General features: G+C 49.3%; 20 protein-coding genes. 18 read left to right on the top strand and 2 right to left on the bottom strand.

What is annotated here, in order from left to right; all coding sequences use genetic code 11:
• The 13 genes from CALK_RS12775 (at position 1) to CALK_RS03585 (ending at position 12,860) form a co-directional block, all read left to right on the top strand.
• Positions 1 to 144, top strand: a complete 144-nt coding sequence (locus CALK_RS12775; RefSeq protein WP_022636279.1) for a hypothetical protein — start codon at positions 1 to 3, stop codon at positions 142 to 144.
• Positions 145 to 288: 144 nt separating this feature from the next.
• Positions 289 to 795 (top strand): hypothetical protein, encoded by a 507-nt coding sequence (locus CALK_RS03530; RefSeq protein ID WP_022636280.1) that lies wholly within the window; start codon positions 289 to 291, stop codon positions 793 to 795.
• Between the two features lie 91 nt (positions 796 to 886).
• Positions 887 to 1,498 carry a DUF445 domain-containing protein gene (locus CALK_RS03535; RefSeq protein ID WP_022636281.1) on the top strand — a complete coding sequence of 204 codons (612 nt, stop codon included), beginning with the start codon at positions 887 to 889 and terminating at the stop codon, positions 1,496 to 1,498.
• A 6-nt stretch (positions 1,499 to 1,504) separates the two neighbouring features.
• Positions 1,505 to 2,407, top strand: a complete 903-nt coding sequence (locus CALK_RS03540; RefSeq protein WP_022636282.1) for a hypothetical protein — start codon at positions 1,505 to 1,507, stop codon at positions 2,405 to 2,407.
• The gene (locus CALK_RS03545; protein ID WP_022636283.1) at positions 2,404 to 3,396 is read left to right on the top strand and encodes a VWA domain-containing protein; all 993 of its coding nucleotides are present in this window, start codon (positions 2,404 to 2,406) and stop codon (positions 3,394 to 3,396) included. The genes CALK_RS03540 and CALK_RS03545 overlap by 4 nt, the downstream gene beginning before the upstream one ends.
• Positions 3,396 to 4,415 carry a vWA domain-containing protein gene (locus CALK_RS03550; protein ID WP_022636284.1) on the top strand — a complete coding sequence of 340 codons (1,020 nt, stop codon included), beginning with the start codon at positions 3,396 to 3,398 and terminating at the stop codon, positions 4,413 to 4,415. The genes CALK_RS03545 and CALK_RS03550 overlap by 1 nt, the downstream gene beginning before the upstream one ends.
• Positions 4,408 to 5,244: a tetratricopeptide repeat protein gene (locus CALK_RS12020; RefSeq protein WP_022636285.1), complete on the top strand. Its 837-nt coding sequence runs from the start codon at positions 4,408 to 4,410 to the stop codon at positions 5,242 to 5,244. Before CALK_RS03550 ends, CALK_RS12020 begins: the two co-directional genes overlap by 8 nt.
• A gap of 3 nt (positions 5,245 to 5,247) precedes the next feature.
• Positions 5,248 to 7,014 carry a BatD family protein gene (locus tag CALK_RS03560; protein ID WP_022636286.1) on the top strand — a complete coding sequence of 589 codons (1,767 nt, stop codon included), beginning with the start codon at positions 5,248 to 5,250 and terminating at the stop codon, positions 7,012 to 7,014.
• A complete protein-coding gene (locus CALK_RS03565; protein ID WP_022636287.1) occupies positions 7,011 to 7,775 on the top strand; it encodes a tetratricopeptide repeat protein in 765 nt (254 codons plus the stop codon). Before CALK_RS03560 ends, CALK_RS03565 begins: the two co-directional genes overlap by 4 nt.
• Entirely contained in the window at positions 7,772 to 8,755 is a 984-nt protein-coding gene (galE, locus tag CALK_RS03570) for a UDP-glucose 4-epimerase GalE (RefSeq protein ID WP_022636288.1), read from the top strand. Before CALK_RS03565 ends, galE begins: the two co-directional genes overlap by 4 nt.
• Positions 8,756 to 8,917: 162 nt before the next feature.
• Positions 8,918 to 10,873: a glycosyl hydrolase family 18 protein gene (locus tag CALK_RS03575; RefSeq protein WP_022636290.1), complete on the top strand. Its 1,956-nt coding sequence runs from the start codon at positions 8,918 to 8,920 to the stop codon at positions 10,871 to 10,873.
• A gap of 12 nt (positions 10,874 to 10,885) precedes the next feature.
• Positions 10,886 to 11,317, top strand: a complete 432-nt coding sequence (locus tag CALK_RS03580) for a hypothetical protein (protein WP_022636291.1) — start codon at positions 10,886 to 10,888, stop codon at positions 11,315 to 11,317.
• Positions 11,318 to 11,330: 13 nt separating this feature from the next.
• A complete protein-coding gene (locus CALK_RS03585) occupies positions 11,331 to 12,860 on the top strand; it encodes an MltF family protein (RefSeq protein ID WP_022636292.1) in 1,530 nt (509 codons plus the stop codon).
• A gap of 12 nt (positions 12,861 to 12,872) precedes the next feature.
• Here the strand turns inward: CALK_RS03585 and CALK_RS03590 are convergent, their stop codons facing one another.
• Positions 12,873 to 13,745, bottom strand: a complete 873-nt coding sequence (locus tag CALK_RS03590; protein WP_022636293.1) for a hypothetical protein — start codon at positions 13,743 to 13,745, stop codon at positions 12,873 to 12,875.
• Between the two features lie 153 nt (positions 13,746 to 13,898).
• Between CALK_RS03590 and CALK_RS03595 the strand changes: the two genes are divergently transcribed.
• The 3 genes from CALK_RS03595 to CALK_RS03605 are packed head-to-tail and all read left to right on the top strand — an operon-like array spanning position 13,899 to position 21,632.
• Positions 13,899 to 15,332, top strand: a complete 1,434-nt coding sequence (locus CALK_RS03595; protein WP_022636294.1) for a TonB-dependent receptor — start codon at positions 13,899 to 13,901, stop codon at positions 15,330 to 15,332.
• A 15-nt stretch (positions 15,333 to 15,347) separates the two neighbouring features.
• Positions 15,348 to 20,096 carry a carboxypeptidase-like regulatory domain-containing protein gene (locus CALK_RS03600; RefSeq protein WP_022636295.1) on the top strand — a complete coding sequence of 1,583 codons (4,749 nt, stop codon included), beginning with the start codon at positions 15,348 to 15,350 and terminating at the stop codon, positions 20,094 to 20,096.
• 15 nt (positions 20,097 to 20,111) lie between these two features.
• Positions 20,112 to 21,632, top strand: a complete 1,521-nt coding sequence (locus CALK_RS03605) for a PorV/PorQ family protein (RefSeq protein ID WP_022636296.1) — start codon at positions 20,112 to 20,114, stop codon at positions 21,630 to 21,632.
• Here CALK_RS03605 and CALK_RS03610 read toward each other — a convergent pair.
• On the bottom strand, positions 21,629 to 22,375 hold the full coding sequence (locus tag CALK_RS03610; RefSeq protein ID WP_022636297.1) for a biotin--[acetyl-CoA-carboxylase] ligase: 747 nt from the start codon (positions 22,373 to 22,375) through the stop codon (positions 21,629 to 21,631). The genes CALK_RS03605 and CALK_RS03610 overlap by 4 nt on opposite strands.
• Positions 22,376 to 22,484: 109 nt before the next feature.
• Here CALK_RS03610 and CALK_RS03615 point away from each other — a divergent pair, with 109 nt between their 5' ends.
• Positions 22,485 to 23,594: a helix-turn-helix domain-containing protein gene (locus CALK_RS03615; protein ID WP_034636596.1), complete on the top strand. Its 1,110-nt coding sequence runs from the start codon at positions 22,485 to 22,487 to the stop codon at positions 23,592 to 23,594.
• A 21-nt stretch (positions 23,595 to 23,615) separates the two neighbouring features.
• Positions 23,616 to 24,707, top strand: a complete 1,092-nt coding sequence (gene ychF / locus CALK_RS03620; protein WP_022636299.1) for a redox-regulated ATPase YchF — start codon at positions 23,616 to 23,618, stop codon at positions 24,705 to 24,707.
• Positions 24,708 to 24,711 lie beyond the last annotated feature (4 nt).

The raw sequence follows: 24,711 nt of genomic DNA on the forward strand, positions 1-24,711 counted from the left end.
ATGAAATATGCCATTCTTCCGTTTCTGTGTATATCCATAACATTTGCTGAATTTACCGCCACGTGGGAAACAGGCTTTCTCTCGGTGTTACGACACACCATACAATTTTCCCGTGAGGGCACCCTCTTTGATTATGTAGAGTAGGGGGGACAGGAAAATCACTACCCCATTCAACGCCTAAGCCTTGAATACCGTCCCCAAAAAAACCACTCCTTTATTCTTCTCTACCAACCCTTACTCCTGGAAACACGAGCAACCGCCAATGAAGAGATACGGATTAATGACGCAGTGTTTGCTCAGGGAACCCCCCTTGATCTCACCTACAGCTTTCCCTTTTACCGCTTTAGCTGGCTACGCCGCCTGAGCCACAGCCCCACACACAGCTTTGAAATAGGCCTCTCTCTCCAAATACGCAACGCCCAAATAACCTTTGCCGACAGGAAGGGAGACCTGCTCCGTGAAGAGCAAGATATCGGTCCCGTACCGGCTTTTAAGGTTCGTCTACATCGTTCCATACACGACTCCTACTGGATTGGCCTTGAAGCTGACGGCATGTATGCACCGGTACGGTATATCAATGGTTCAGACTCTGACGTAGAAGGAGCCATCCTTGATGCTTCACTCCGAGCCGGAAGAGATTTGGAACAGTTGCCTGGAGCGGTGTATCTTAACCTTCGCTATCTTGGTGGGGGCGCAGAAGGAACCAGCGACCCGGGACAGTTTGGTGACGGGTATACAGAAAACTGGCTCCATTTTCTTATTTTAACCCTTGGCATGCAAGCCCACGTTTTTTAAAACCTGTACGGAGAACTTCCCTCAGAAGGGTGGAAAATGTGACACGGGGCTCCTCAAAAAACTATTTTATAGTTCATTTTTCAAGGAGCATATGGTGAACCTTAGTGTACTGATAGCAATCCCTCTTATCTCGTGCCTCATCGGGTGGTTTACAAACTTTCTTGCTGTGAAGATGATCTTTCGCCCCTATAAAAAGCGTCGTATTCTGGGCCTTGTCGTTCAGGGCCTTTTGCCAAAACGGAAAGCCGAGCTGGCAAGACATATTGGCAACACCATTGAAAAAGAACTGATTTCCCACCGGGATATTCAAGAGGTTCTTTCAAAAAAATCCTTTCATAATGATGTTGTTGAAACCGTACTTGCGAGTATACAGGAGGTGATTGAGAAACAATTTGCTCAACACCCCATGTTCGGTGCCTTTATTACTCCCGATACGGTGAAGGCCATTGTGGCCATGTTGCGAGATAGTTTGGAGGAAAAAGTACCGGCACTATTGGGAACCCTCTTTGAGCGCATGGAGCAGGAGATTGATTTTAAAGAGCTTGTGGAACATAAAATTCTTGATTTTGACATGCACAAACTGGAAGAGATTGTTTACGCCATTGCTGCGCGGGAACTTCGAGCAATTGAGTATTTCGGTGCGCTTCTTGGCGGTGTGGTGGGCCTTGTTCAAGTGGGAATCATTCTTTTTTTCGGAGTGTAACCACCCATGAAAGCCCTCTTCGCCCTCCTCTTTGCGCTATCTCTGGCGGCACGTCCTGACACCGTACAGGTTTCCCTCCATCTTGCCCAAGATACAACCACTTTCGGCGCGTCCGTACCGGGATCTATTCCTCTTCCCGAGGATGCCACATCTGCACGCCTGCTTCATCCGGAGGGGTTTCTCACTCCAACCGTACAAATTCGAGATATTACCCTGAACACAGAGGAAATCTCCTTTGTCATAACCCCCTATACAATAGAAACCTGTACGATCCCGTCGCTCACCCTTTCCTATACCCGCCGTGGCGAAGACATCACGGCACATACGGGCGAAACTACGCTCACGGTACTCTCCACCCTTGCCGACACCGCCCGTCCCTACGATGCGGGAGCCCCCCTGGACTTTACACGACCACACCTCTTTCCATGGATTCTTGGAGGAGTACTCTGTGCGGTCTTTCTTCTCATGCTGTTTCTCTGGCAGCGATACCGGAAAAATAACGCTCCCACTCTCGCCCCTCCTCCCCCACCACCGGGTGAGGAAGCCTTGGCATCTCTTCAAAGACTTGCTGCGCAAGACTATCTTTCCCTCAGACAGTATAAACCATTCTGCTTTGAACTCTCCGCTCTTATAAAACGCTATATCGGTCGCCGGTGGCAATGCGGAGTGGCTGAATATACCTCCCGTGAATTCCGGCGATGGATTGAAACGACGGATCTTTCCCGAGAAGATCGCCAGTTCCTCAAAAAACTAATCGGAGATACAGACCCCGTAAAATTTGCCAATCTTGAACCGCTCCATGAGGATATGGAAAATCTTTTTACTCAAAGCCGACGGTTTATCGAAACCAAGGAGGCGCAAGTGGCAGAGGCCGCCCATTCCCCCAATGACCATGGAGAAGAGACGTGAAGAGGTTCTACACCCCCGAAGCCCTTTGGCTTTTGCTACTGCTCATCCCCCTTGTCCTCAGCTATTTCTACACAGAACGACGGGGCCGATCTGCCCTGACCTTTTCTCACTCCGCCCCCCTGGAAAGCATCCCCGTGGGCTGGGCAGTATACCTCCGCCACATTCTTATCCTCCTGCGCCTTGGGGGAATGGCCTTGCTTATTATTGCCCTGGCACGCCCTCAACGGGGAGATCAGCATGAGCATATCGTCTCTGACGGAATAGATATCATGCTCACCTTAGATCTCTCCACGTCCATGCGTGCCCTCGATTTTAAACCATCAAACCGTCTTGAGGTGGCCAAAGAACAGACACAGGAGTTTCTCACACACCGCACGGGGGATAACATAGGCCTGACTATTTTTGCCGGCCGCAGTTATCTTAAATGTCCCCTTACCCGTGATTATGACCTCCTCAGTTCCTTCATTGAAGATCTCGATTTCGGCCCCTCTATTGAGGATGGCACTGCCATTGGTACCGCCTTGGTAACTGCTGCAAAACATCTTCAAGCGGGACAGTCGGAAAACAAGGTAATTCTGCTCTTTACAGATGGAGCAAATAATCGTGGTGATATACAGCCCCTTACGGCCGCCCGCGCAGTGGCTGAGCAGGGAATCCGTATTCATACCATTGCCATCGGGCGAGAAGGACGAGTACCCTACCCCTTTATCCATGGACAAGATACAATTATCCGAGAGATAGAATCGGATTATGATGCTGAAGAGCTCCAGGAAATTGCCCGTATCGGCGGAGGAGAATTCTTCCTTGCAGAGAGTACTCAGGAGCTTGAAGAGATCTACAAAGCAATTGATGAGCTTGAAACAACGGAAGTTGAGATTGAAAAGTGGGTCGCTTGGAGCGAAGAATTCTACCGGTGGCTTCTCTGGGGAAGTCTCCTTATCTTTTTAGAGATACTCTTACGGCATACCCGATTCAGGAGGTTTCCATAATGCGTTTTGCAGAACCAACCGCCCTCTGGGCTCTTATCTCGGCGCCGCTGCTTCTGCTCCTCTTTTGGGCCACCTTCCGCGCCCGACGCAGAGCCCTGAGACGGTTTGGAGATGAGAACCTGGTACGAGAACTCACGCCACCGGTTCTCTTTCCCTTGGAACCGCTCCGTATTAGCCTGTGTATAACAGCGTGGATTCTTCTTGTCATTGCCGTAGCACGCCCCCTCTTTGGAGAACGAGAAACACGACGGGAACAGCGCGGCATAGACATTATGATAGCCCTTGATATTTCCAACAGCATGTATGCAGAGGAGATCTCGCCAAACAGGATACGCCGGGCCCAACATGAACTCTCTGAGCTCCTTACCCTTTTGAAGGGAGAAAGGGTGGGCTTGACTATTTTTGCAGGGCAAAGCGTTGTCCAACTCCCGCTCACCTCTGATTACGGGGTTGCCGGCACCTTTATTCGTGCGGTAGATCCATCATGGATATCCTTTCAAGGAACAGATATCGCCGGTGCCATTGAGAAATCTGTGGAAAGTTTCTCCCATGATGAGCGTGACCGAATGATTCTTCTCATCTCAGATGGGGAGGAGCATCAAGGCGACGCGCTTACGGCAGCACAGAGAGCCGCCGATGAAGGCGTGTACATCTATACCATAGGCGTCGGTTCATCGGAGGGAGCCCTCATCCCCATGCCAGGCAAGGATGGGGAACGCTCGTATAAACGGGACCAGCGTGGCGAAAGAGTTATTACCCGCCTCAATCCCCAGCTCTTGGAAGATATCGCCCTGGAAACGGGGGGGCAGTTTTTCCACGCTGAAACCGACTTGGATCTGCATGCAATTTACGATGATATTCGAGATATGAAAGATGGCGTTTTTGAGCAGCACTATCACGAAGGACTTGCAGAGCAGTATCAACTCTTTCTCGGAGCAAGTATACTCCTGCTATTTTCGTACTATCTACTGCCCCATGCCGTAAGAAAGAAAAAACAATGGAGGGGTCACATTGCATAAGACGCTCTGTGTTATCAGCATGTTTGTTCTCTGCCTTGCCGGGGTGCGGGAACTCAACACCCTGAGCCAGCGCGGCCAGGAAGCCTATGAAACAGGAAACTACGCTGAGGCAGCCCGTATTTACGGACGAGCTGCGGAGAAAGATCCGGAAAACCCCCGAATTCTCTATAATAAAGCCCTTGCCCATACTCAACTGGGAGAACATGCCACGGCAGCAGAGCTCTTAGAAAAGGTTAGCTCTCTTCCTGGACAGGAACAACTGGCGGGACAACATCATTTTTCTCGCGGCGTATCCCTTGATAAACTGGGGGACCACACCTTAGAATTGCTTATGCACCCTACCGAAGAAACGCACGAGCTCTCCCTGGATGATGTAAAAGCTCAGTATATCGGTGCATTGAACGCCTATGCAGAGGCTCTTGATCATGGTGCAGACAGTAGCCGCGTTGTGCATAACATGGAAATTACCGCGTATAAACTTCACAATCTTCCAGAACCTCCCGAAAGTGATAGTGACGGCGAGAAAGAACCGGGGGATGATGACCAAGATGATGATGACCAAGATGATGAAGAGCACCCCTCAGACGAGGGGGACGAAGATGATCAGCACGAAGATGATGACCCCACCGCAGATGAAAAGGACGAAGAGGAGCATCCTGAAACAGAGCAGGATGCCGATGCCACCCAAGAAGACACCCTTGACGAGGAAGAGCTGAGTCGCGAGCACGCTCAGCGTCTTATAGATCAATATAGCGATGACCTCATGCATATGAACAAACCCAGTGACACCCTTGACATGCAGGAACCGCCCGACGGAAAGGATTGGTAGATCATGAAGCCCGTTCTACTTCTTCTGTTATGCGTCCTTTCCATGGCTGCTGGAACCATAGAACTTACCACCGAACAAACCTCGCTTTCTGTTGGTGATATTGCTCTTGTTCGCGCAGACATTAATCTCCCCTCATCCATGGATACGCCCCCTCATTTTGAAGAACATTCTGCCTACACGGCAACCTTGGAAAATGTACGGCATGGCACGTCTCGACAGGTTGCAATTTCAGGGGGAAGACAGCGCGCTGTAACCACGGTACAATACTCCCTTCTATATCAAGTTACATTTCACGAAACAGGGGAAATCACCCTGCCACCCTTGCGCTTTACCCACAATGAGAAAGAGTACGTTTCCAATGAAATAACCTTTCAGATTGATGATACCCCCCAAGATTCGCAGGCCCCGGAAGAACTTTTTGTAGAAATTCGCCCCGACAAGCACACCCTGTACACCGGGGAAACCATGGGAATCACCGTGCACATTACATGGCCGGAGAAGCAGGATGTACAACTTTCAAACCAAGATCTGCACACGCTGTTAGACACCTTTCGCGACGCCTTTCCTGAAGACCACACCGTCCACATAGTATTGCAGGAATCACTCAGGGACAAACGAAAAATACGAAACGGTGTTCCCCATCGTACTCTGGAGATCCCCTTTGAAGTCACCCCGCTTTCTGCAGGAGATTTTTCCATTCCTGCCCTAGAGTTTTCCTATTACGAACGCCGCATGGTACGCTCGGATGATCGCCGCCGTCACGGTCTGTTTGGATCTATGCACCGCGCTCAAAATGTGCGACGTCACAGCAGAACAACCCCACAACATTTCTCCGTACAAGACCCGCCCCGCCCACCAGAAAACTTTACCGGCGCCATGAATCGGGTGCGCCTTTCTGCCTCCCTCCCCGACACTGTGGTGACACATGGTATTGCTGCTGGAGCAAGTACCGATCTCACAGTCACCCTTCGGGGAAAAGTACCGAAAAACGTGCTGCGCTCCTACACACTTCCAGATATTCCCGGCGTCACCACCTTTGCCCCCGAACGAGAAATGCGCCAAGACACCCTGAACGGCCGCACCTATTCCCGGGCAGATTACACCTTTGTGCTCATCCCCGAAGAGGAAGGATCCGTCACAATTCCCGAACTCTCCTTTACGTGGTTTCACACAGACCGCAAAGAGTATATTCACGAAACAACCGCCCCCATGGAATTCACCGTGCTTCCTGGTCGTTCGCGCAGCAGTGAGCGCGTACGTACCCAACGAGGGATTCGTGAAAACAAGGAGAGTATCTCCAGTATCAGAACCACCCCGGGTACCTACACCCTGCTCTCCCCCCAGCACATAAGAAGACATATTCGCCCCTTGGTACTTCTCTGGGGACTCGTGTTTCTCCTGATACTGCTGCGCCTGTTTTTCGCTCTTCCCTTATGGAAACACCCCACGCGGAAAAAGCAGCACGGATACTTCCAAACAATACGACAACTTCGTGCCTGCGCACGGGGTAAAGAATGCTCCTCTCCCACTGCAATTACTGAAAAATATTTAGCATCTGCTGCGGGGTTTTCCACGGGGGTGTTGTCTCGTCCGGAGTTGGAGAAAGCCCTTATACAACGCGGTGTATCATCCGAAGGTATCCGCTCAATCTATTCTCTCCTTGATACCATAGAAATGGACCGATATGCACGACAAAAGGCACCGTCAGAGGAATCTCTCAAGGACCTCTGCGTACAAATAAAAAAAATTGAACGGGAGTTGTGCCCATGATTTTTCGCCTCGGTATCATCCTGGTTCTTCTTACATCGCTCCTCCATGGAGCTCAGGATCCCTTTTCTCAGGGAAATTCCGCCTATGCACAGGGAGAGTATCGCACCGCCATCGACTATTACCACCAAGCACTCATGAAAGAACCATACCCCCTGCCGAATATGTATTTCAACATGGGTAATGCCTGGTTTCACCTGGGGAATATCGGCAAAAGTATCCTCGCCTATGAACGGGCTCAAATTCTCGCACCGGGAGATACACGAATAGAAAAAAACCTCCGCCATGTACGAAGCCTTCGTTTGGACAGGCATGAAAGAGAAACCAGCGCCCTCGATGAACTACGCAAAATGTATTACGGTTTTTTTCCTCCACGATCCCAACTCAAACTCCTTATTCTGCTGGCACTCATTGCTCTTATATGTACAATATGCATTCTTTTTATCCCGCTGAAAAATAAAACAGCCCCCCTCTACGGCCTTGGACTGGCCCTTCTCCTCACCCTCTTTTTTGGCTCCACTACGTGGTATAGTCTCTATCGATTGCGCACACACCAACGGGGGGTAGTCACCGTTTCCAAAGCCTCTGTTCGCCCTGCCCCCCAAGGGACATCGGAAGGATTTGTTCTCCATGAAGGAAGTACCTTTCGTATATTAGATCAGCATAATCACTGGTATCGCATCTCCTTCAGTGATACCCATGAAGGATGGATTAAGAAGGATAATTTTGAAATTATTGAACATCTTTACAGGACAAACCAATGAAATATCTTATTATCGGTGGCGCCGGATATATCGGCTCACATGTGACGCAGGCGTTCTTACAAGCGGGGCACGAAGTTACCGTATTTGACAATCTCTCCTCGGGAAAACGACAAAACCTCTTTTCCGAAGCCGCCTTTGTAGAAGCAGATATTCTCGACTACCCCACTCTGGAAAAGACCCTCTCCCAGGGGTTTGACGGTCTTATTCATCTTGCCGCCCTAAAAGCGGCGGGGGAGTCTATGAATGAGCCGGAACGGTATGCCGAAAATAATATAATCGGCTCCCTCAATATTCTCAACGCCGCAGCACGAACGGGGGTTTCCGCCATTGTTTTTTCTTCAACCGCCGCAGTATACGGCGAACCGACATACCTTCCCATTGACGAAAACCATCCGCAAAACCCAATGAATTTTTATGGGTTCACAAAGCTGGAAATAGAGCGTCTCCTGGGCTGGTTCAGCCGTCTTAAGGGGATACGCTACGCGGCGCTGCGCTATTTCAATGCCGCAGGGTATGACCCCACGGGGACACTCCACGGCTTGGAAGAGCAGCCGGAAAACCTTCTCCCCGTCGTAATGGAAACAGCAGCGGGAATTCGGGAAAAAATGGCCGTTTTCGGAGACACCTACGAGACACGAGATGGCACGTGTATCCGCGACTATATTCATGTATCCGACCTTGCCGATGCCCATCTTCGGGCAGCAGACTACCTACATCAGCAAAAAGAGGACATCACCGTAAACCTTGGTTCCGAGGAAGGAATAACCGTACAGGAAATGCTCCATTCTGCCCGACAAGTCACGGGACAACCCATTCCGGCAGATGTTGTATCACCACGGCCGGGAGACCCTTCGGTGGTACTTGCTTCGGCAGAGCAGGCGCAAAAACTTCTCGGATGGACAGCAAAATACTCCGACGTGGATACCCTTATCAAAACCACGTGGCAGGCCTACCAAAAAGAAGGTGTTGTGCGCACATAAGAGAAAAGGAGTATTTCCCAAGAATCATTTGTCAGATCTCTTTACAAAAAAAGTACTACAAAAAGGAGCCGTTTCCTTTTTTGTCTACTCGCAAAAAATATGGCAAAACAAGGCCCTCTGGAATACCTTTATATTATGCAATCTTATTCAGGAGCCTGGTAAATGATACGCGTACTACTGTGCACTCTTCTTATTCCGGCATGTCTCTTGGGCACTGGTCGACCGGTCATATCATGGATTCCGCCATACAATGTCCCGGTCAGCTTTGAGAATCTTGAGAAAAGTTTTGATGGATATGGCCCCGCCGACGGGCTTTCACATATTGCGCCGCAGTTTTGGGTTCCCGATGGTAATGGTGGTATTAGCTATGTAACGCGCGATGACTACAGTATGGACTATATGAACGATGACTCCGTGAAGGTAATACGGGATTGGGGAAACCAGTACGGTATAAAAACCATGCTCTGTATTTACAACGGGGAACATGGATGGGACTGGAGCCTTGTATCCACCTCAATATCCGCAGCAAATCGTCAATCCTTTGTAGATGCAATTGTTACGGAAATGAAACGTCTTAATCTTCATGGCGTAGAGGTAGATCTTGAAGGTCCCAACGCAGACTCTCCCACCGATACGGAAAACTTTCTTCTCTTCATGGAGAAACTCAGTGATACCCTTTCCTCCCTGGGAAAAGATCTGACCATAGCAACCTTTGCATCACGGGAATGGGATCATATCCCCGATGCATCACATTGGCCCGAACTGCTCCCCCTGGTTGACGGCATAACATCCATGGGGTATGAAGAAACCGGTATCAATGCAACGGGAGACCTCTCCTATGCCGGCCAAAAATCTATGGCGGCGGGCGCTCCTGAGAAGCTCATGTTGGGAATGCCCGATCATCTCGATAGTTGGCAAGGAAGTTCCGCCCTCCAGCAAGTAGAGTGGGCACAAGATAACGGTGTGGGCGTTGCCCTATGGGATATGCAGCTTCGCAATGAAGCGTGGCAGCGCAGAGACATTTGGAAAGCCCTATCAGAGATTCGTGGCCCCCTAGGAACCACCTACACCGTTACGGCAAAAGCAGAAACGGGCGGCAGTATTACGCCATCAGGACAGGTCTCTGTACGCGAAGGAACCAGCCAAACATTCACCATTACCCCTGACCCTTGGCACATTATTACAGATGTGCTCATCGACGGCGAATCGCAGGGAGCACAGGAAGAAGTTACCCTGGAAGAAATCTCTGGCGATACACGTATTACCGCTCGCTTTGCTCCCGATCCCGATGCGCCGGAACTCCACAGCTTCACCATTACTGCGAAAGAAGGTGGCACAAGCACGCCGGCAGGGGAATTTCTCCTCGCCCATGGAGAGGATACCTCCCTTACAATCACTCCGGAGAGTGGCTACATTGTCAATTCTGTGGTAATCGACGACCAAGAGAGAGGACCTCTCACGGAAATGTACTTTTACAATGTCCACGCATCTCATACCATTACGGCTTCTTTTGAAGAGTCAAAAGGAGGTGATGTGGGACACTATGAGCCGTGGAGCAGCAGTATCACCCCAGGATACCGAGATACGGTACACCACAATGACTCTCTCTGGGAATATACCGGTGATCCACACGGCGGCACCTGGGGTGCCGATATGGAGCCCAGTCACAGCCTCACAGATCAATTTGGGACACCTCCGTGGACCTTTGCCGGCACCTATTCTGGAATACCCGACACCCTCATTACGGCACAACTTCAGTATTACGGGGGTACTACGGACACCCTTATTACAACAACGAAGAAACACGTACAGGGAGAAGTAGACAGCCAATGGGTTGACACCGTTTATATTGAACGAGACACCCCCGTGATAGACTCACCACACCGTATGGGGGCTACCCCGGCAATAGAACAGACTCCTCACGGCCTCTATCTGGCGCAGAGCGGCTCCTTTACCCTTTCCCTCTATGACCCGCGAGGGCGCGTCGTACAACACACCAAACTACAGAATGCGCAGCGCGGTGATCGCCTGAATCTTGAAGGGCTTGCACCGGGGGTATATGTGCTCCAGCTCTTGGGAGAGGGCCACTCCTTTCGGCGACAAATTCATTTGCCCTAAAGGGACGAGTTCATGAAAGATCTTTGTGGATATATCTTCCTGCTCACTCCACTGTTTCTGTGGCCCGCATCTGTGCGGGCTGGTGGATGTAGCGAAACCGCCCGTGAGCTCATGTACGAAATTCAGCGCACCTATCGAGAAGATCGAGGGCAATTTCTCATTGACATGGTTCAGCAAGAATTTACAGAGCTCACCCCTGCCCAAGAGGAACATCTTACCACAACCCTCCAGGACTTTTTTGCTTCCCAACACTTCTATTCCACGGGATGTCGGTATCTTGACAGGCTTTTTTCACAGAAAGAACTTACGGATATACAGGAACTGCTGCGGCACCATGATCACAGCGGCACATTTTTACGCAACCATACAAAGATTGGCAAACTCCTTGAAAAATTGGAACCCCTAATATACCATTATCTTAGAACACGGGCGCTGCAAAATTAAACGGGATTCTGCCATGAACCTACTTCTGCTTTTTTTCTGTGCCATAGCAATCACAGGTTGTGCCGATATGCCGAGCAGTTCAGATGTACAAGACGAAATCCGCAGTCGTCTCATGGACGAACTCACCCAATCAACACGCGACCTTGATGAAATTATTGCCCGGGATACCTTGGTTGCTCTCACCCGGTATAACGCACACAACTACTTTATTTATCGCGGCTCTCCCATGGGATATGAGTACGACCTCCTGCGTCTCTTTGCAGACCACCTCGGCGTACACCTACGCATGCGTACAACCCCTTCACGGGACTCTCTCTGGACACTTCTGGAACAGGGGGAAGGTGATGTGATTGCCGACAACATCATTTTAAACATGCAGATACAACGCCGGTTTTCCACCTCCATACCCCACAACACCACCAGACAAGTACTAATACAGCGTAAGCCACTCCAATGGAGGCAATTACGTCGCCACGAGATGGAGTCACGCATGATTCGATCCCTCCCTCAGCTTGCCGGAAAAACCGTGGTAGTCCCGCGCAACAGTCCGCAGGAACAACGGCTCAAACACCTTATTGAAGAAACGGGGATTCCTTTAGAGATACACCGAGTCAGCTCTGATATGGAGGTGGAGCAACTGATACAATTGGTCAATGACGGCATTATTGACTACACCGTATCAAAGGAACATGTAGCCCGAATTAATGCGGGGTTTTATCGAAACATTGATATTGCAACCCCCCTCAGCTTTGAACAGCAGATCGGCTGGGTATTTCGCACCACCAGCCCAAACCTCACAAAGGCAGCAGATCAGTGGATGCGTCAGATAAAATTTGGCGGTAGTCCCACATACAATCTTATTTATAATAAATATTATCGCAGTGTACGAGAGTACTCCCGCCGTCGACGGAGTGATCATTTTTTCCTTGAAACGGGACAAATCTCTCCATACGACTCCTTGTTTAGAGCCCATGAAACAGAGCGATTCCCCTGGAAGCTTCTTGCAGCTATTGCCTATCAAGAGTCTGGCTTCAATCCTCATGCGGTATCCCGGTTTAATGCCACAGGGCTTATGCAGGTCCTCCCGGAGACAGGAAAACTCTTCGATATTTTTGATTTAAAAGTTCCAGAACGAAGTATATTAGCGGGGGTGAAATATCTGGAATATCTCTATCGAACCCATTGGAGCCACCTTCCTCAAGACGAAGCACTTCTCTTTACCTTGGCCTCATACAACGCAGGGCCAGGGCATGTTCTTGATGCACAACGACTGGCCCAGCGCTTTGACTATGACCCCAATACATGGTTCGGCAATGTAGAAAAAACCATCCTGAAACTCTCCCTGCAACAGTACATCCATATGGAAGAAGTACGCCACGGCTACGCACGAGGCATTGAGCCAAAGATGTATGTACAACAAATTATGGAGCGCTATGATCAATATACAAAAATGTATGGGAAATCAGACTTTCGACGAGAGAAAATTCTTGAGCATTTTGGCGACCCCCGCACAGAGCGATCGCCAAATTTTCAGATTGAGTAACTCATTGCCGCGCTATTGGCGTCGATAATCCAATTCAAGGGTGGTAAAGGTGATGGTAACATCTTGACTACCGTCGGTAATTTTTTCCCGCCCCGGTGTCTTGTCTATCTGGGTCACCCACTGTCCATCCTGTTTCACAACAACCCGTTCTTGAATTGTTTCAAAATTGTCTACAGCAATATGAATTGTATCACCCTTCACATCAAAACTACCCATATCAAGATACTCATAAAACATTCTTTCATGCTCACTGGTCTGCCCTTGTCGTTTGTTACGATAGCTGGCTCGACCGTTTCGATTAAAACGAACCACCTTTTCGGTTACGGCATCAATTTCCGGATGCTCCACATTTGACATGGTATCCCGATACACCCAGCGCCCGTATAGCTTAGGACGAATGGAGTCGGCATGGTGCTGCTGCTTTTGCAAATCCTCCAGTTTTTCTCCAAGGATGCGGGTTTGTCGCTGCGCACGATATACCTGATCATGAGAAAGGAGATCTTCCACCTCGGCCACTCGATCTTCAAACGCCGCCATGTGTAACCCCTGCAAAGACTCTTCAGCCTCATTCTTCAACCGGGTCACCGTGGCTTCAAGTTCCGGACGAATCTCTTCTGCAGCCGCTTCCATGGCTGCTTCTGCCTGCACAATATATTCACGGGCACGGTCATAATGTTCACGGGCACTTTGACGCGCCCCTTGGCGCCGAGCATTGCGTGCATTATTAATGGCAGATTCAGCGGGAGTCGTAAGCGACTCAGGTACACCCGCGTCTTTATAGCCCTGAATCTGCTCCGCCGCCTCGTCTATATCAGACATTGACGGCCCACCTCCACAGCCAATAAACAGAAAAAAAGAAAGCCCTACGATCCATACGTGCTTCATGCGAAAAAGCTCCTTTAAAAAAAGTCGATCACACCAGTTTCTCATAAGATAACACATATTACTGCGATTAGTAAAAATTAATAATTTTATTTGACAAAAAAAACAGGTACCGTATAATGAGGGTAATTATGCATATACCGGAGTGAGGTTTTTGTGAAACTCATACTACTGTTTATCTTTTTTGCGGGAGTGCTGATTTCTCATGGTAATGAGACGGAAATAGATGGACTTGACTTTCTTCCAACTCCTGATGTTTCCGCAGAATTTTCCATAGGAATCAATTACGACTTCCTTCGTACTCCCTTAGCCCACTCCTTTGAGCGATCACGCGGGTTTTGGGGTGTTAACATTCCCATTCCCCTCAAAATGAGTGATGAAATGATGTCAGATCTCACCTCACCCATTTCAAAATATTTTACTGACGGAGAACTCTTTGTGCCAGATGTGGTGGTACGCCAATTTGCCAACACATCCATCATGGTTGAAGTCCCCATGCTCGGCGGAGTCTGTTCGTTCTCAAATATTGATATGCTTAATATTAAGTACGGCAACCGCTTTTCGCTCCCGTCATCGATATACTCTCCCCCGGACACCCTCCTTGCCAGCGGTGACGAAGGGGATGTTTCCATGCTCTTACGTTCATCCCTTGAAGTACCCCTGGGCTTCTCTCTCGGGTGGGAGACTACCACCTTCGGGTACCTGTATCATGTTGAAAACCTTCCGCAAGACCTCTTTCTCTCCCTGAATCTCACTCGGCACCATACCTACTTTGATGTCACGGGAAATGTAAATATCAATGTGGCCGGCAATATATCCATTGAAGAAGATGGAGGCGGTATTACCCTGTCTCCCGACTATCAACTGAACAATAATATCAACGGATACTACTCCCTTGACCGATGGAGCCCCACCCTAGCGGCCCAATTTTGGCGTTTCTTTACCATTGCCCGTTTCGGGTTTTCCGATGAAGCAGAAGGGCACTTAGATGCCGACTACTCTGTACCGTTCTTTGTCGATGAGGAAACCTTTCAGTTTTCCGACTCTCTTGGAGACCCTGACTTAGTGGCAGATTATGTATTTAACAATCGTGACGATTTTAACCGAAGCCGCACACGGGATGTTCGCCTCAGCACCACAAACGACCTGTTGTGGGAAATGCCGCACGGCTTCACCTTTGGCTTTGAGGTTATACCGGAAAAGCTGCGTCTGTCCTACACAAAAGTGGTAAACGATGTACACCTCTCTCTTTTTGACGATACCTACTCTGGGGACCACGATTTTGTAAACGATACGATTGACTTTCGCGTGAGTGCCCATGTAGACCACATGATTAATCTCAAAGGGGATTTTGGGGGAATTAATTTCACCCTCGGGGTATTTTCCTTTGATGTTACGTATAATGACGATGAATACATTATTCGTTCGATTATCGATGAAGGCCGCTCCTCGCTTCCCACCTTCGGCGACGGGACGCTTATCCCCGTGCTCAATGGTGGTGCTGTGGTGGGGCAGGAGTTTCAACTCATGGGAGAACTCAACCTCCTACCCATACCATCCATAAAAACCGGCGTGGTCTATAACTTTTAACCGCAGGATTCACTTATGATACAGCTGATACTTATGTTTCTCTTTGTTGTTTTTTCTCACTCCCTTTGGGCAGGGGATGATGTTCCTCCACGGGAATCAACGGAATACGTCCTTACGGAGTTTCCCTTGGCAATACTCCCGCAAGATACCGCGGTGTGGATAAAATGGGCCGGCATCGCCCGCCCCGGCGAGGAAGAAATCCATGCGGATGGACGGGTCTATCCCGATTCGGGATATATCTATCTCAGCCGGGATCCGGGGGGAAGAGACCTTGAGAACTATGAAATTCGTCTGGATCCAGAGGAGTTTGAATATTCACCCCATGGAGAGCTTCGCAACAATGTGCTAATTGATGATAAATCCGTCCTCGAACGAGGTATCCAATTTGTTCCGTCAAAACAGTCAGACCTCGAAGCGGGTATTTACTATCTTGTCGTTGGGTTTCCCACAACCGTGAAAACGCCCTTTGGGCAACGGGATACCACCTTTGTCTCCAACGAAATACAGTTTATTGTCCGGCACCGCTATCCCCCGGAGGCCATCGCCCCCATTGGCGACACTCTTTCCGATGTAACCCCGCGATTTCGCTGGCATGAACGAACCGATGTGCCCTACTATCACGTTATTGTTCTTGAGGGCGAGCTGGACCTGGGCGACACCCTCGATTTTGACGACTTACAGCTGGATGATCTGAATATTATGTGGCAGGCTGTTACAGAAGAAACAGAGATTACCTATGGCGCCCCCGATCCGTCGGGAATCATTACGGCCAGTCCGAAACCACTGTCCGCAGGGGAAACCTATACGTGGCTGGTGCTCAATAACTACGGAAATAATCCCGTCATGACAGCTGCTGCACTGGTCCTTCCGAGTGAATTCTTTATTGACGGGGAATCCCTTGCTGTGCCTATAAACATTTCACCCATGGAAGATGAGCATGGACGCCCTGATACCCTTTCAGAACAGACAATATCCTTTTCCTGGACCAACCTTGACCCCTTGGCAAATACGTATCAGCTCTATATTTATAAACAGATGGACGAAGGCGACCTAAGCGGAAAGACCCCCGTGTGGGATCAAGAATATTCCGCCAGCAGATTTTCTGACGATACTGCCACGGTGGAAATGTCAGCTATCAACAACCTTTCTAAGGATGATTACGCATGGAGCGTGGTTGCCAAGGATGACCAAGGTCGTGGAACATCGGGCCCCTACTCAGATTTCTACTACGACGTGCCCGCAGGCTCCTTGGTGGTTCTCACACGGGAAGTAATTGAGGTAGCACAGGGTAATTTTGACACCGCCACCATTGCCATGGCTGAAATAGAAACAGAAATTCTGAGCGGATCCATGGAAACAATGATCTTTTATACCAATGAGGACGGCTGGCTTGGCCGAAGCAGACCCGTGGGTTCTATGCGGATGCGCGCTCACAAGGACGGATATGATCCCAGCCCATTTCGTACCGTAGATATTGTGGAAGACAGCACCTCCCATGTCACCCTCTACCTCACCCGACCCAATGCAACACTCTACGGGAAAGTCGAGGATGCAGACGGATCATACCTAAGCGGGGTAACCGTACAAGCTATTTCAGACCGGGGAGATACGGTAACCACCGAATCTGATTCACGGGGCAACTACTCCCTCAGCTGCTATGAAGACAGCTGGAATATTTCAGCCAGACGCACCGGCTATAGTTTCTCTGGAGAACGGCGAGTTTCTCTTTCGGGAGGGGAGAGCAAACGCCTTGAAGACCACCTTCGTATGCACCCTAACGAATATACCATTCGAGGAACAGTGGTGAACTCACGAGGTACCCCGGTAATTAGCACAGAAGTAGATCTTCTTGACCAAGAGGGAACACGCATAGAGCGGGAACCTGCTACCCCCAGTTCGGGAGAGTTTTCCTTTACGGTAAACAGTGGTACCTACATAGTACGTGCACGAAAATCCGGCTTTGTCACAGCACGGGATACCTTCTCACAGGTAACGGGGCTGCGAGAAACCACCCTCACCCTAAAACCGGGAGCAGAAATTGTGGAGGGGCGTATCTTTGGGCAAAGCTACAACAGTCGCGGAGAAACGGTTTTTGCCCCCATTCGCAATATGGATGTACACATCTTACAGGATGATGACACCATAGATATTGTACAAACAGACAATGTCTTTGGTCGGTTTTCTGCCAGTCTTCCCGCACTTCAGGGGGATGATACCTATGAGCTCTTCTATGAGCGTACAGGATACCCCTCTGGGGAAGGGATACTTACGGCGGGAGAATCAGAGTATCGTGACACCTTGATCACCTACGCAACCCTCCCTGTGGAAGTTGTTTCTGTTGATGGACTCTCTCGAGAAGATGTTTTGGTTCGCCTTGCCCGGGGATCACAGACTCTTTCTGCAGATCAAGCAGATCCCGAAGGGATGGTATTGCTCATGGCAATACCCGATACAGATAGCTCAGATACCGTAGCACTTCGTGCCTCAGGGGGTGGGTTCATCCTCGACTCTCTTAAAGTTTTCGGGTTTGATGAAACCATCCTTTCTTCTGATTCCCTCTCCGTTTCAGAGGGGCGTTTGCTTGCAGCCACTACTCCCGTGGCACATGCGAAAGTTTTTATGAAGGAAGGTGAACTTGACCTACATCTCAGGGCGGAAATCTATGACACTGAAAACACCCCCCTTGATGTGGGCGAAACGGGACGATTTCGATTCCACTCACCCTTTTCAAAAACCCGTCGAAGTGGCGATACACTCACACAAATAGGTCCTGATTCGTACAGCTATTCTCTCACCACGACCATCGACACAATCATCGACTGCACGCACGGCGAATTTACCATAACACCTGAGGATGCCCTTACTGAGGATACCATTCGACTGACCCAAGCTCTTCCATTCACCCATACATCCCAAGACACCATGGAGGTGGACTCAGAAGGAGCCATATCCCTCTCTCTTAACAACCGTGGATATGAACACCATACCGTAGACTCGGTATATCTTTGGTATCGAGCTGAGGGGCGGAGCAGTTTTTCCCAAAAGCAGCAGATCCCGGAAGAAAATGCTCGTACAACCTTCCGCCTCACCCCTCCCCAAAGCGGCGTTGCCTTGGAGTATTATTTTCAGGTATTTACCAGTGAGGGAACCATCTTCGGCCATCCCCAACAATATTACACGTCATTTATCGAGGCAAATCCTTCCGTGGTATCACGTTTTGAGACACGGCCTTCCTTGGATGATCACCGCATTCCCCAAGGCTATGAAGTTCGTTTCGACGTAGTCGGATTCTATGGGGATAACTTTACCCGTCTCTCGCTCAATGATTTCTCCACGGAGAATGTCTCCATATCATCACGAAACGATCGATTCCGTATTCGGCGGGGACGAGACGCCTACGGGAACAGAATCATTACCATGAGCCCCCGCAGTGCAGGTGCAGATACATTGGAGATAGCCTTTCGTGAAGGCATGGGGCTTACCCTCGGTCCCGATGTCGCAGACACCATGACAATACCCCTTGAAGTACTGGATGTAGCCGTTGACTCCTTGGATGTCCGCCCCGCTTCGCGGATTCGTAATAACCGTATAGAAAATAGTGGCCAAACACAGTTTATCTGCCATGCCTATACTCCAGAGGGCGAATCTGTTCGTATTACCCCCAACTGGGAAGTATCTCCGGATTCAGCAGGAACCATCGATGTTTCGGGAATCTTTACACCGGCACGAAACTTCTCTGGTCCCGTACATATTTCAGCCGCTCTTACGGGGGATAAGGTTGCCACATACACCCATGATGACCAACCGCTTCTGGTACGCCACTCCGTCCGCCCGCAGAAACAAACCATTACAGATTTCCGAAACGTCTTTGTAGATATTCCAGCACAGAGTCTGCGCAGCGGTGATAATAGTCGATTAACGATCAGTCATTTTACCTCAGGAAACAAAATAAAAACAGATATTCCCGAACGGGGCGTGTCCCGGGCATCCGGCGTATATACCCTGCGACGTAGCGGCGATCGGTTTAATCGAGACAGCGTAGAAACAGATGATGGAACGTACATACCCGAAGAGGAAGTCTATCTGAGGGTACGCGTCCCCGAAAAATATCGTAGCAAAATAGATGAGGATGGTGAAAACATCTCCCTTGCAGTATGGGACGAAGACTCTTTGGGATGGGCTCACCCGTGGCGCGACAATGCCGATGGCAATGACAACATAAGTTATCACTTTGTCTCTGAGGGAATCGAATACTCGCCTCATACCCAAGAACTCACCGTACCCGTGGGAAAAATACTCAACCGGGTTGACACCTTGCGCTTCGCCGTAGCCTATGAAAATCAAGAGAGTATCAGTGCTTCCGTAGACGTTCTACCCAATCCCTTTTCCCCCTTTGTTCCGAACGGAAATCGGGATCTCATGGGAGCACACCGACAAATAGAAGGTACAAGCATCACGGTACATCCCATGAACAGTTCAACCAGATCAAGCATCACCGTCACCATGGAAATATTTTCTGTTCTTGGTGACAAGGTCTGGGAGGCAGAATACCATGGGGTTTCACCGGGTGATCCCCTGCGGGTCATTTGGGATGGAAGAACTCGCATTAACAAACGGGAAAGCCTCAACCCGCAAAATGAAGAACAAACCCTTTATTTACGCGGAGACTCTCTCTGTAGAAACGGACGATACTTTCTCGTAGTAACCATGGATGACGGCAGTGAAATAAAACGATACCGACAGGAAATAATCCTTTTTAAATAGGACGTGGAGGCAGGAGTGAATACCCCTTACAAATACACAGCATACATTTTTTTCATTCTCGTACTGGGTGCACACATATATGCTGCTCCAGCCACGCGAATCGGTGTATTAACCCCCTCAACCAACGTGGAAGAGGGCGCTTTTGGTGACAGCACCGCGCATATTATGCGTGACGTGTTTCATGAGATGGCGGGATATGACGTGTTTCTTGAGCCGCGAATGCGGCGCGAGTATGCCGTTATTGACGGTGATTTCCCAACATACTGTCGAAATCCCCGCTGTGCCGCCGCCTTGGGACGCATGTTTCGTCTCAATCGGGTCATATACGGACGGGTTGATCGCAATGATGACCGGTACGCCGTAGAACTGGTTTCCATCGATGTCACCCAAGAGTATATATCCGCTGAATGCGCCATCGAAGGACAGCCGGATATGTCCCTGGAAGAGGTTATCGAGGAAGCCCTGCATCTATTGACACATCGAAACGACACCCCCCTCTCTCTCCGCTCGTCTCGCTACTATGGAGAGGCCGTGGATAACCGTGCTGCCATGGGTATATCCTCTGCCTCCTATACTGCTTTGGGAGCATTCTGGGGAATACTTTCCAACGATCGACACAGCACAAACCTCTACGACCTCGTTGATTCGGAGGATCTCAGCGGACTCAATGCGCTGTCCAAGGATATTCCAACCTCTGCCCGGGCAAAGGCGCTGGGGAATAGCTATGTCGCTGCATCAAAAGATGCGTACGGAGCATTTTATAATCCCGCAGGAATATCTTGGATTTCTGGTCCGGAAGCCGCCGTGGCATATCAATCCCGCTTCGGGGCGGTACACAATGTATCCGCTGCTTTTGTACAGAAAGCAACTCGGGAAATCGGCTGGGGGCATACCTTGCAATACAGCGGTGCACCGGACAGTTATCTGCGTGAGATCTATTTTGGAACACTCTTTTCCTACAAATTCAACGAACTCTTTGACCTGCTCCGCCCCATATCCTTGGGTGCAAAACTCCACCTTGCCTCTCTTGAAACCACGGGGGGAATCGGAAACAACGCCATAGAAGGAAGCGGTTTTGGTATGGGCCTTGACATTGGGGGCATGGCGGAACTCTCCGACCGAATTGACTTCGGCTTTGTCTTTTACAATGTTCCCTATGTGACAAATTACAACAGCTCCACCAGAGGGGGAGTTACCTATTGGGAACCACAGGCCCCCGTTGTGAAACTAGGGGGTACTTTTGATGTCCGATATGGTACAATGTTTATTGCAGAGGGGCAAATGCCACTCCATGATGATCAGTCTTGGCGTATGTCCGGAGGGGTAGAGCAACGCATATTTCAATATGTCATGACACGTTTAGGCGCATATCGAAATATCCAGGAATCGGGGGAAAGCCCGTGGCATTGGACCATGGGTATCGGGGTAGATATCCCCATCCGAGAAAAAACAATCCGCGGCGATTTTTCCTATGAGCTCAATACAAGTCGCACCATGCGTGATGTCTGGGATTTTTCCATACTCCTGGAGCTTTAGGAAAAAAGGATCTCCCCTGCACAAAGAGTACGCTGTGTCCCCGTACTGGTACGATACAGAAGCTCTCCGTGAGGAGAAAGACCTTCAATAAGCCCCCGTTCTTGAACATCTTCCCCCCGGCTAATCCACTGATATGTACCAACATAGGCCAAGCACCTGTTCAGCTGTTTCATAACAGAGGAAAGATCTTTTCCTTGAGCAAGGAGCTCCACTTCCTGTGTAAAGTCACCCATAATAGCCCGTAAAAGGGCTTCTCGGGATACACCATCCACGCCTTCTGCAACAAGAGAAGTTGTGGTACATCGCTCCAGCACCCGTGGCGAACCACCGACATTTATCCCAAGACCACAGATTAAATACTGTTGATTTTGAGAAAAAACGCCTTCAATAAGAATGCCACAGATTTTTTTACCCGTACACAAAACGTCATTGGGCCATTTAATCTCTGTATCCACCCCATATCCCGCCAGCACCCGATGCACAGAGAGAGCGAGCATCTGTGTCATATTTGCCGTATATTGAGAAATATTTCGGGGGAGAAGATATAGAAAAGAAGCGGTGAGATCTTTCCCTGGTTCACTCATCCAGGAACGGCCGGCCCGTCCCCGCCCGGCACTTTGAGAATCTGCCATGAGGGCAAAGCCGTGGGGCAGAGTCTTAAAATGGTTCTTGAGATATTCATTTGTGGAAGTAACTGTGGCAACTCTTTTAAGTACAATGCTGTTTTTTCTACCAGATATCATATATATTTTCTATATTTTGAATACGAAATATGAATAAAATACAGCATTGGACCGTGGAATGACGAAGAATTCCCTGAGAGAATCTACATCCTCCCGTATACCGGGAAAGATGACACACAAACGCTGGGAATCCTGCGGTTTCATCAGTCTCCTTATTTTTACGTGTATCTCACTGTTCTACCAGTACGGAACCCGAGAATACTCCGTACTCCCCCTCCGTGATGAGAATCACGTCTATATTCAAGTTGACCAAAACAGTGAAGAGTCACCGGGAAACAGTGTCGTAAAAAACCTGCAGGTAGAAGACTCTCTCACTTCCTACTCCTTTCGCTTAGGCGACAAACTCCCCTACCCCTATGCAGGAATCGGGATTAATTTTTACGACACCACGGCTGTTTCTCCCGATGGTCTTGACCTTTCCTCATATGACTATGTAGAACTGGAAATTGCTGCCTCTGTGGATATGCTCATTCTCGGTTTCACCTCCTATGTAGAGGGTTTTACCCATATGGACTCATCCATGAGCTGGCGTGTGTATGAGTCACTCCTGGGCGTCTCCGATACCTTTACAACCTACACCATTGACCTCCGTTCATTTACAACCCCCTCGTGGTGGTATAACCTCAATGCGGTAACAAAAGATCGATTTCCCGATAAAAGCCATGGGAACATCCTTAGTTTTATCATTGAAAATAATCATTATGAAGAATTTTCACAGGAGTTCTCTAAGGTAAAAATACGGCGCATTACCTTTGTACGGGATACCCTCTTGACGGTAATCCTGCACATTTCTGCCCTGCTTCTCATCTGCGGTGCCTGGGTGGGCAGACTCTTTTTTCGCCCCTCTAGCACAACCCCGGTCATTATACCCTATCAAGAGTTGGAAATTAGCAGCTATGAAGATGAGGATTTGCAAAAGGTAGAAACCTTTATTGCAAATAATTACACCAATCAAGACCTCCTTGTGCGGGATGTAAGCAGCTCCACAGGAGTAACCCAAGCAAAAATCCAAACGGTCTTACGGAAGAAATTTGATATGACCTTCCGGCAATATTTAAATAAGATTCGTATTCACGAGGCAAAGCGATTACTCCGCGAAACGGATCGACAAGTAACCGATATAGCCTTTCGCGTCGGCTATCGTAATGTGAGCCATTTTAACAGGATATTTAAAGAAAAAGAGGGCGTAAGCCCGAATAAATACAGGAAACAACAATAACTTTTCTAGAGGCTGGTTGTAATGAGTCTTTCTGCCGGAATTGTCGGACTTCCCAATGTCGGAAAATCCACCATATTCAATGCTATTTCATCGGGAAAAGCAGAAGCGGCCAACTACCCCTTCTGTACCATTGATCCAAACACCGGGATTGTCGCCGTACCGGATCCACGCCTGACCGAAATTGCAGATCTGGTAGCTCCCCAAAAAGTGATACCGGCCTACCTCGAACTTGTTGACATTGCCGGTTTGGTAAAAGGGGCATCACGGGGTGAAGGACTGGGGAACCAATTTCTGGGCCACATAAAAAGTGTTGATGCCATTGTGCATGTAGTGCGCTGCTTTGATACGACAGATATTACTCATGTGGACGGCTCCATAGATCCTCAGCGGGATGTGGAAATTATTGATATGGAGCTTGTCTTAAAAGATATGGAGACCGTGGAAAAAGCCCTGCCCCGCGTGGAAAAACGGGTAAAATCCGGTGATAAGCTGGCCAAACAACAAACCGAAACCCTCCGGGCCGCCTTACGCCACCTTGAAGAAGGAACCCCCTTAAGACGGGCAGCCCTTGAAGATCGCGGCGACGTGCTCCAGGAACTTCACCTCATCTCGGCAAAACAGGTGCTATACGTGGCAAATGTCGATGAGGAAACCCTCCTTGAAGACAACGCCCATGTACAAAAACTCCGTGAGATTGCCCATGCAGATGAGGCCCTCTGCCTTACACTCTGCGGAAAAATTGAAGAGGAGTTGGCAGAACTCGAACAGGAAGAGCAGGAAGAGTTTCTCCAATCCCTTGGCATTTCAGAGCCGGGGCTGCATCGACTGGCACGAGAAATTTATGCGCTCCTTGGGCTGCACACCTACTTCACAGCGGGGGAAAAAGAGGTTCGTGCGTGGACAATTCCTGCAAAGGCCCTCGCTCCTGAAGCAGCTGGAGTTATTCACACAGATTTTCAAAAAGGCTTCATTAAGGCACGAGTGTACACCCTGGAAGATTTACGGCAATATAAGACAGAAGCAGCCTTGAAAGAAGCAGGGAAAATACGACAGGAAGGCAAAGAGTACACTGTCCAAGACGGTGATATTATGGAGTTTCTTTTTAATGTATAGCTTG

The sequence above is a fragment of the Chitinivibrio alkaliphilus ACht1 genome (assembly GCF_000474745.1).
Lineage (GTDB): Bacteria > Fibrobacterota > Chitinivibrionia > Chitinivibrionales > Chitinivibrionaceae > Chitinivibrio > Chitinivibrio alkaliphilus.